Annotated in this window: 5 protein-coding genes; 3 read left to right on the forward strand and 2 right to left on the reverse strand. The window is 65.8% G+C overall.

Features of this window, described 5'->3' with window-relative positions:
• Positions 1–815 (forward strand): GMC family oxidoreductase (locus Q8N40_RS15230; protein ID WP_305712385.1); only part of this gene is annotated, 815 nt, incomplete at its 5' end.
• Positions 816–1,058: 243 nt separating this feature from the next.
• On the opposite strand, the gene Q8N40_RS15235 is transcribed toward Q8N40_RS15230, so the two are convergent.
• Both Q8N40_RS15235 and Q8N40_RS15240 read right to left on the reverse strand, forming a co-directional pair.
• A complete protein-coding gene (locus tag Q8N40_RS15235; protein ID WP_305712386.1) occupies positions 1,059–3,530 on the reverse strand; it encodes an adenylate/guanylate cyclase domain-containing protein in 2,472 nt (823 codons plus the stop codon).
• Between the two features lie 142 nt (positions 3,531–3,672).
• Positions 3,673–5,784 (reverse strand): AsmA family protein, encoded by a 2,112-nt coding sequence (locus Q8N40_RS15240; RefSeq protein ID WP_305712387.1) that lies wholly within the window; start codon positions 5,782–5,784, stop codon positions 3,673–3,675.
• Positions 5,785–6,005: 221 nt separating this feature from the next.
• Here Q8N40_RS15240 and Q8N40_RS15245 point away from each other — a divergent pair, with 221 nt between their 5' ends.
• Both Q8N40_RS15245 and Q8N40_RS15250 read left to right on the forward strand, forming a co-directional pair.
• On the forward strand, positions 6,006–6,680 hold the full coding sequence (locus Q8N40_RS15245; protein WP_305320932.1) for a Crp/Fnr family transcriptional regulator: 675 nt from the start codon (positions 6,006–6,008) through the stop codon (positions 6,678–6,680).
• Positions 6,681–6,762: 82 nt separating this feature from the next.
• On the forward strand, positions 6,763–7,707 hold a 945-nt coding region (locus Q8N40_RS15250; protein ID WP_305712388.1), incomplete at its 3' end, for a PAS domain-containing sensor histidine kinase.

Consider the following 7,707-nt stretch of genomic DNA (forward strand, 5'->3'; position numbering starts at 1 on the left):
GCGAACGCCTGCGTGCGCTCGGCATCGCGCCGCTGCATGAGCTGCGCGGCGTCGGCGAGAACCTGCGCGATCATTATTCGCCGCGGGTGAAATTCGCGATTCGGGAGCGCAACCTCACCTTCAACGACAATGCGCGCGGCTGGCGGCTGGCGCGGGAAGCCCTGAAATACGCGCTGTTCGGAACAGGCTTCCTCGCCTCGACCGCGGTTCCGATCCGGATTTATTTTCGCACCCGCGAGGGACTGGAAACGCCTGATGCGACGATTTCGATCCTGCCCTTTTTGTACGAGATGGCCGGAGGCGTGCGCCGGGTCGCCAAACGCCAGGGCATCACCATGAACGTCAACGTGCTGCGTTCGGAGAGCACCGGTTCGATCCACATCACGTCGCCGGACGCGGCGGCGCCGCCCGCCATCCGGTTCAACTTCCTGTCCACCGAGCACGACCGCGCCGGCGTCATCGCCGCGATCCGCAAGGGCCGCGAACTGATGGCGACGTCGCCGCTGAAGGAAATCACCGGCGAGGAAATCGCGCCCGGCGCGCAGATCCAGAGCGACGCGGACCTGCTGGAGTGGGTGCGCCACAACGCGGAAACCACCTTCCATCCGGTCGGCACCTGCAAGATGGGCTCCGACGCCATGGCCGTGGTCGACAGCGAATTGCGGGTGCACGGCATCGAGGGCCTGCGGGTGGCGGATGCCTCGATCATGCCGATGCTGATCAGCGGCAACACCAACGCGCCCGCCATCATGATCGGCGAGAAATGCGCCGGGATGGTGCTGGCCGCCGCAGCCGCCTCGCGGGTGGCGGCCTAGCCGAAGCGCATACTATATCTTGTGCCGGGACGCGTGCCGCCAGTCTAGCCGTTCTGTACATGGGGTTGTTTTCGATATTTTTTGTTGAGGTCCCGGCACCCTCTCAGCGTCGTCCCTGCGAACGCAGGGACCCATACGCCGCGGCGCCTGTCGTGAAAGACGCTGTTGGAGGGCTTTCACGCCATCGCCAACCACTGTGGCTATGGGTCCCTGCGTTCGCAGGGACGACAGCGTGGGGTGTTGCTACACCGGCTGCTGCCGCCGCCGCGGCGCCTCGGCTTCCGCCGCCACTTCACCCTCGTCGCGCCACCGCAAAATCTCCACTGCCAGGATCGGATGGTTGAATCCCTTCAGCGTCAGGTCCTCCAGCTGGCGGCCCTCGGCCCATGGCTCGACCATGCCGAACACGCGCTGGCTGACCACGATCTGGCCGGCCCTGGCTTCGTCGCACAGCCGCGAGGCGAGGTTGGTGACGCTGCCGATCGCGGCGTATTCCAGCCGCTGCTCGAAGCCGATCTGGCCGAGCGTGGCATAGCCGAGCGCAATGCCGACGCCGAAGCCGAGGCTGTGGCCGCGGTTGCGCCATTTCTGGCTCAGCGCGCCGATGGCGTCGCGCATCTCCACCGCCATCTTCACCGCGCGCTGCACGTGGTCCGGAAACTGGATCGGCGCGTTGAACAGGATCATCACGCCGTCGCCGGCATAGCGGTCGAGCGTGCCCTCGTAGCGGAAGATCAGTTCGCCGAGTGCGGCGTGATATTCGCGCAGCACGTTCATCGCCTCTTCCGGCTCGGTGGTCTCGGTGAAGGCGGTGAAGCCGCGCAAGTCGCAGAACACCACGGTGACCTCGCGGCGGTGGCTGTCGAGCAGCGAATCATGGCCGTCGGAGGAGGCGATCAGCTGCGCCACCTGCGGCGGCAGGAAGCGCTCCAGCCGGCGGATGCGCTCGATCTCGCCGAGTTGCTTCTCGACCCGCTCCTCCAGCGACCTGTTCCAGTTCTTCAATTCGTCGGTCTGTTCCTGCAGCTTGGCGGCCTGCTGCTGCACGGTGGAATGCGCTGAGGCGAGTTCGCGGCCCTTGGCGTCGACTTCGGAAAACAGCCGCGCATTGCGCATCGCCAGCACCGATTGATGCGCAAAGGTCTTCATCAGCCCGATCAGATCGGGCGAGAACTCGCCGGCGAGTTTGCGCAGCACCACCAGCGATCCCAGCACGCCCTTCTGGTCCACCAGCGGCACCACCAGCACCGAATGGAAGCCGGCCTCCAGCACGACATCGCGCAGCCGGTTTTCGCCAGCTTCGGCAAGATCGGGAATCGCGATCGGCTCGCCCTGCGCCGCGGCCTCGCCGAGCACGCTGTCGGCCTCGTCGATGACGAGATGCTTGCCGCCGGCCGCCTTGTCGATGCCGATCGCCTCGGTGAGGTTGAACTGATGTTTCGATGCGTCGTGGCCGTAGATCAGCACCGCGTCGGCATGGGTGATCTCCAGCGCGCGCGCCGCCACCGTCGGCAGCACCGCATTGAGGTCGAGCGAGGAGGCCACCGCGCGGCCGACTTCCTCCAGCACCTTCAGCTCGTTGATCGAGCGCGCCAGATCGCGGGTGCGCGCCTCGACCTTGGATTCGAGGCCGGCATAGGTTTCCTGCAGCTGCCCGGCCATGCTGTTGAACTGGTCGGACAGTTCCTCCAGCTCGTCCCTGGTGCGCACCTCGATGCGATGGCTGAAATCGCCGTCGCCGATCCGCCGCGCCCCGGTCCTAAGTGCCGTGATCGGGATCAGCATCCGCCGCGCCAGCACGGTGCCGGCGAGGATCGCGACCACGAGGCCGAGCCCGATCAGCAGCGCGCTGCGCACCAGTTGATCGCGGATCGGCGCCAGCGCCTGCGCGGTGGGCTGCTCGAACAGCACCTGCCAGCCAAGTTTTGGTACGGCGCTCGCAGCCGTCAGCACCGCCTCGCCGTCATAGCCGGTGCCCGAGGTCAGCGGCACGCCGTCCGGTTTCAGCAACGTCGCGACCTGCGGCAGCTTCGCCAATTCCCTAGCCACCTCCGGGCCCTTCGAGCCCGCCAGCACCTGGCCGCGCGCGTCGACCACATAGGCGTAGCCGACCTTGCCGATCTGCGCCTCGCCGAGGAAATCGTTGAGGAAACGCAAATCGATCTCGGCCAGCGTGACGCCGGCATTGACGCCGGAATGCGACACCGCGATCGACATGAAGGGGCGGGAACCGACGAAATAGACCGGCGCGAAGGTGACGCCCCTGGCGTTGGTCTCGATGAAACGGACGTCGCGGGCAAAATCGGCATTGCTGTCGGTCACCACCTGGGTGCGCGACATCCGCAGCAATTCGCGGCCGCCGCCGCTGATGAAGGTGAGCTGGCTCACCGCCGCCAGCTGGTTCAAGAGCTGGGCATAATCGGCGCGGCGCTGCTGCAGGGTGCGGTCGAGATTCGCCGCGGTCGCACTGGCGCGCGTCACCCAGCTGATCTGCCGCTCCAGCTCGAAGATCGACTGCTCGATCCGCCGCGCGGTGGCATCCGCCTTCTCGCCCATGGCCTCGACCAGCGCGACCCTGGTGCCGCGATAGCTGATCCAGGTCTCCATCGCGCCGTTGACCGCCAGCACGAACACCACCAGCCCGACCAGCGACACCACATATTTGGCGAACAGCCCTTCGCGCAGAAACCAGGTTTTGTCCTTGACCGCGCTCATTCAGACCCTCGTGCGCCGTCCCCCTCGCGGGGTTTGCGCTCAGCCGGCCCTTGTCTAGCACATTTCGGCGGTCCCGGCCGGAGACGCCGCCAGCATGGTTAGCCGCGATTTCGGGTTCTTACCCTCCAGGGGAGGGTAAGCGTCAGCGGTTGAACAGCTGCCGCAGCACGTCGTTCATCGCCGGGCTGTCCTGGACGCCGCCCGGAACCGCGTCGTTTGACGGCGTGGGCGCCGACGGTATCTCCGGCACCGGAGAAGCCGGCGTGGCGAGGCTGCGGGGCTGGCCGGGCCGTTGCACCGGCGGTTGTTGAGCAACTCCGCCCTGTCCAACCCCTTGCCCAGCTCCGCTTTGTCCAGGTCCTTGCCCCAATCCGCCTTGTCCGAGACCCTGCTGGATCAGATTGCCCAGGGTTTCACCGAGCTTGCCGCCGAGCATGTCGTTCAGTCCGCCACCAGGCGCAGCTTGTGCGCCAGCCGTGCCACCGCCGGCTTGCCCGCCGCCGCCCAGCCCGCCCAGAAGGCTGCCGAGTCCGCCGCCGTCCTTGCCGAACAGGCCCTTGCCCATCTCCTTCAGCCTGGCATAGGCCGCATCGGGATTTTCCAGCATGCCGGCCATGTCGGGATAGATCCGCGGCTCGCTCCAGGGACCGTCGATCATCACGGGAATGCCGAGCCCGACCGGATCGGCGGCGCGGCCCTGGCCCTGGGTGGTCAGGACAAGCTGGGGCTCGACCCGGAACGCGATCTGCTTGGTGCCGAGGTCGATGGTGCCGATGCCGGTCACCTTCACCAGCGGGCCGACCAGATTGAGGTCGGTGGTGGCGGCCTGGCCCTTGTCGATCTTGAACGAGGCCGACAATTGCGAGAGGTCGGTGGCCTGGTCCGGACCTTCCTGCCATCCCGACAGCGTGCCCGAGGTCAGCGAGCGGACCATCTTGGCGACGTTGAGCCCGCGGATGGCGCCGTCCTGGAAGACCGTGAACACCGTGCCGTTGAGGTTGGACATGATGGCGCGCGGGCTGGCGCCGGTGGATCGCACCGCGATTTTCGCCTGCATCTTGCCGTCGAGCTTGTCGAAATCGGCGAGGCTGCTCAACAGCGGCAGCGCGCGGACGCCGGCAAGGTCGCTGCGTAGCGCGAAGCTTGGCTCGGCGGCCGACGCATCCGCGGTGACCTCGCCGCTGGCCTGGCCGCCATAGGCGCCGAGATTGGAAAACCGCGCCTTCAGCACGCCGCTGGCGAGCGTGGCGTCGATCGCGGCCGGCGCGAATTGCGCGCCGCCGGCGGTGAGTTCGGCGGCGGAGATCCGAATTTGCGCGTCGACATAGTTCAAACCGCTGACGTCGAAGGTCGCGTTGCTCCAGGGTTGCGCGCCGGCCGTGCCGCGCGGCGTGGCGCCGCCGAGGTCGAGCCGCTGGAAATCGAGATCGAGTTTGACCAGCGGCTTGCTGGCAAGATCGACCGAGGCCCAGCCGTTGAACGCGCCTTCGCCGAGCGTGCCCGACAGGCCGTTGATCATCACGGTCGAACCGTTGAGCCGGACTTCGGCCTTGGCCGACACCGGCGTTTTCAGCACGCCGGGCGCGTCGAGCACGATCTCGACCGGAATGTTCTGCCGCTCCAGCGGCGGCACCGGCGCGGTCGCGTTGATGTCGAATTTGAGCGGACGATCGTTGGGGCGATTGCTGATCTTGGCGCTGCCGGTGAGCCTGACCTTGCGGTCGGCGCCGATGGTGGCCTCGGCGTTGATGCCCTCGATGCGATTTTCCACGCGGTCGCGCAGGCTGGAAAACACCACCGTGCCGTCGGTCACCGTGATGCGGTCGATCGTGGGCTGGTCGGCAGCGCCGGAGGAGGCCGCCGGCCTGGCGGATGAGATCAGCTGTCCCGATCGTTCGCGCAGCAGCGGCACATACAGCACCGGTTTCCTGATGACGAGTTCGGTGACCTGCGGGCGGCCCGACCACAGGCTCGACAGCGTGATGTCGGCCTGGACACTGCCGACGGTGACGCGGCTGGCGCCGTCGCGGTCTTTCGGTTCCTGCAGCGTGACATCGTTCAGCGTGACGTTGAGCGACGGCCAGATTCCGATCTTGCTGGAGCCCGCGATGGTCAGCCGGTAGCCGGTTTCGCGCTCGACCCGCGTCTGGATTTCCGAGGTCAGGAAGCCCGAGGGCACGCCGACGACCAGCAACAAGGCGGCCACCACGATCATGGCGGCGATGGCGGCCCCGGCGATTTTCAGTACTCTCATGTCGTCATTCCAGATCGGCCAGCCGCAATCGAACTCAGCCCGGCGGTTGCGGCGCGGACCGTTGCCTTGTCGAGCTTATCCCGGAACGGGAAACCGCTCAAAGCCAGCAAAAATAATCCGCAGGTGCTGCAAAGATATGTGACTTATGACACACTTCGCCCCGGGCAAGGTTTGCTAACGCCCGTCTGGACGATATCGAATCCTCTCTGGAAGGCATTGCCATGAGTAAAGCGGCCGAATTTGCGGTCATTCTGAAGATGAATCCCATGTTCTCGGATCTGGGCTCCGACGAATTGCAGCGTATCTCCAGCCTTTGCCACACCCAGCACCTCGGGCCGAGCGAGATGCTGTTCCAGAAGGGCGATCCCGGCGACGCCCTGTACGGCGTCCGCCGCGGCCAGATCCGAATCGATACCGGGGCATCGGACGGTAGCCGCCTGACCCTGAACTTCATGGGGCCGGGGGATCTGTTCGGCGAGGTCGCGGTGCTCGACGGCGAGAGCCGCACCGCGGACGCCACCGCCGGCGAGCCGACTGAATTATTCGTGCTGCGGCGGGAGGATTTTCTCGGCCATCTCGAACGCGAGCCCAAGGTGGCGATCAAGATCATCCAGCTGTTATGCCAGCGGATCCGCTGGCAGAGCGAGCGGATGGAGGAATCCATGCTGCAGCCGCTGCCGGTGCGGCTGGCCCGCCGGCTCTGCGCGCTGTCGTCCGATTTCGGCTCCGAGGTGCATATTTCGCAGGAGCAGCTCGGCGTGTTCGTCGGCGCCGCCCGCGAAAGCGTCAACCGCCAGCTGCAGCTCTGGCGCAAGGATGGCATTCTCGATCTGCAGCGCGGTCGAATCCTGCTCCAGAACATGACCAAGCTGACGGCAGTGGCAAGAAACGACTGAAGCCTGGCCGGAGCCCTGGTTGAATGGAACGATCCGGCCACAGCCGGGTTTTACAGGGTTGGCGTTTAACCGGGGGTATTCAATGCAGCCGAATCAGCGGCTCAACGCGTCAGCTTCTGACGATGGCCGCTACCGCATGCTGATTGAGGCCATTACCGATTACGCCATCTATATGCTCGATCCCAACGGCATCGTATCGAGCTGGAATCCCGGCGCCCGGCGTTTCAAGGGCTACGAAGCCTCCGAGATCGTCGGCGAGCATTTCTCGCGCTTCTATACCGAGGCCGATCGCGCTTCTGGCTTGCCGCAACGGGCGCTGGAAATCGCGGCCCGCGAAGGAAAATTCGAGAACCAGGGATGGCGTGTCCGCAAGGACGGCAGCCGGTTCTGGGCCTATGTGATCATCGACCCGATCAAGGATGCTTCCGGCAATATCGTCGGCTACGCCAAGATCACGCGCGACCTGACCGAGCGCCGGCTCGCCGAGGAGCAGCTCCGGCAAAGCGAGGAACAGTTCAGGCTCCTCGTCCAGGGCGTCACCGACTATGCGATCTACATGCTGACGCCGGAGGGCCTGGTGTCGAGCTGGAACGCGGGTGCGGAGCGGATCAAGGGTTACCGCGCCGGGGAAATCATCGGGCAGCATTTCTCGCGGTTCTATACCGAGCCGGAGCAGCGCGCGGGAGCCCCGCAAGCAGCGCTCGAAACCGCGATGCGCGACGGCAGATTCGAAAAGGAAGGCTGGCGCCTCCGCAAGGATGGCAGCAAGTTCATGGCCAGCGTCGTCATCGATCCGATCCGCGCCGACGATGGCACGCTGCTGGGCTTCGCCAAGATAACCCGCGATATCACCGAGCGCAAAAGGTCGGAGCGCGCGCTGCAGGAGACCCGCGAAGCCTTGTTCCAGTCGCAGAAAATGGACGCAATCGGTCAGCTCACCGGCGGCGTCGCGCATGATTTCAACAATCTCCTGATGGCGGTGCTGGGCAGCCTCGAATTGCTGCGCAAGCGTCTTCCCGACGATCCC

This window comes from Bradyrhizobium sp. (assembly GCF_030693485.1).
Classification (GTDB): domain Bacteria; phylum Pseudomonadota; class Alphaproteobacteria; order Rhizobiales; family Xanthobacteraceae; genus Bradyrhizobium.

Bases quoted from the DNA above. Each gene is read 5' to 3' on its own strand.
- Q8N40_RS15245 (WP_305320932.1), top strand. From the start codon at position 6,006: ATGAGTAAAGCGGCCGAATTTGCGGTCATTCTGAAGATGAATCCCATG.
- Q8N40_RS15235 (WP_305712386.1), bottom strand. From the start codon at position 3,530: ATGAGCGCGGTCAAGGACAAAACCTGGTTTCTGCGCGAAGGGCTGTTC.
- Q8N40_RS15240 (WP_305712387.1), bottom strand. From the start codon at position 5,784: ATGAGAGTACTGAAAATCGCCGGGGCCGCCATCGCCGCCATGATCGTG.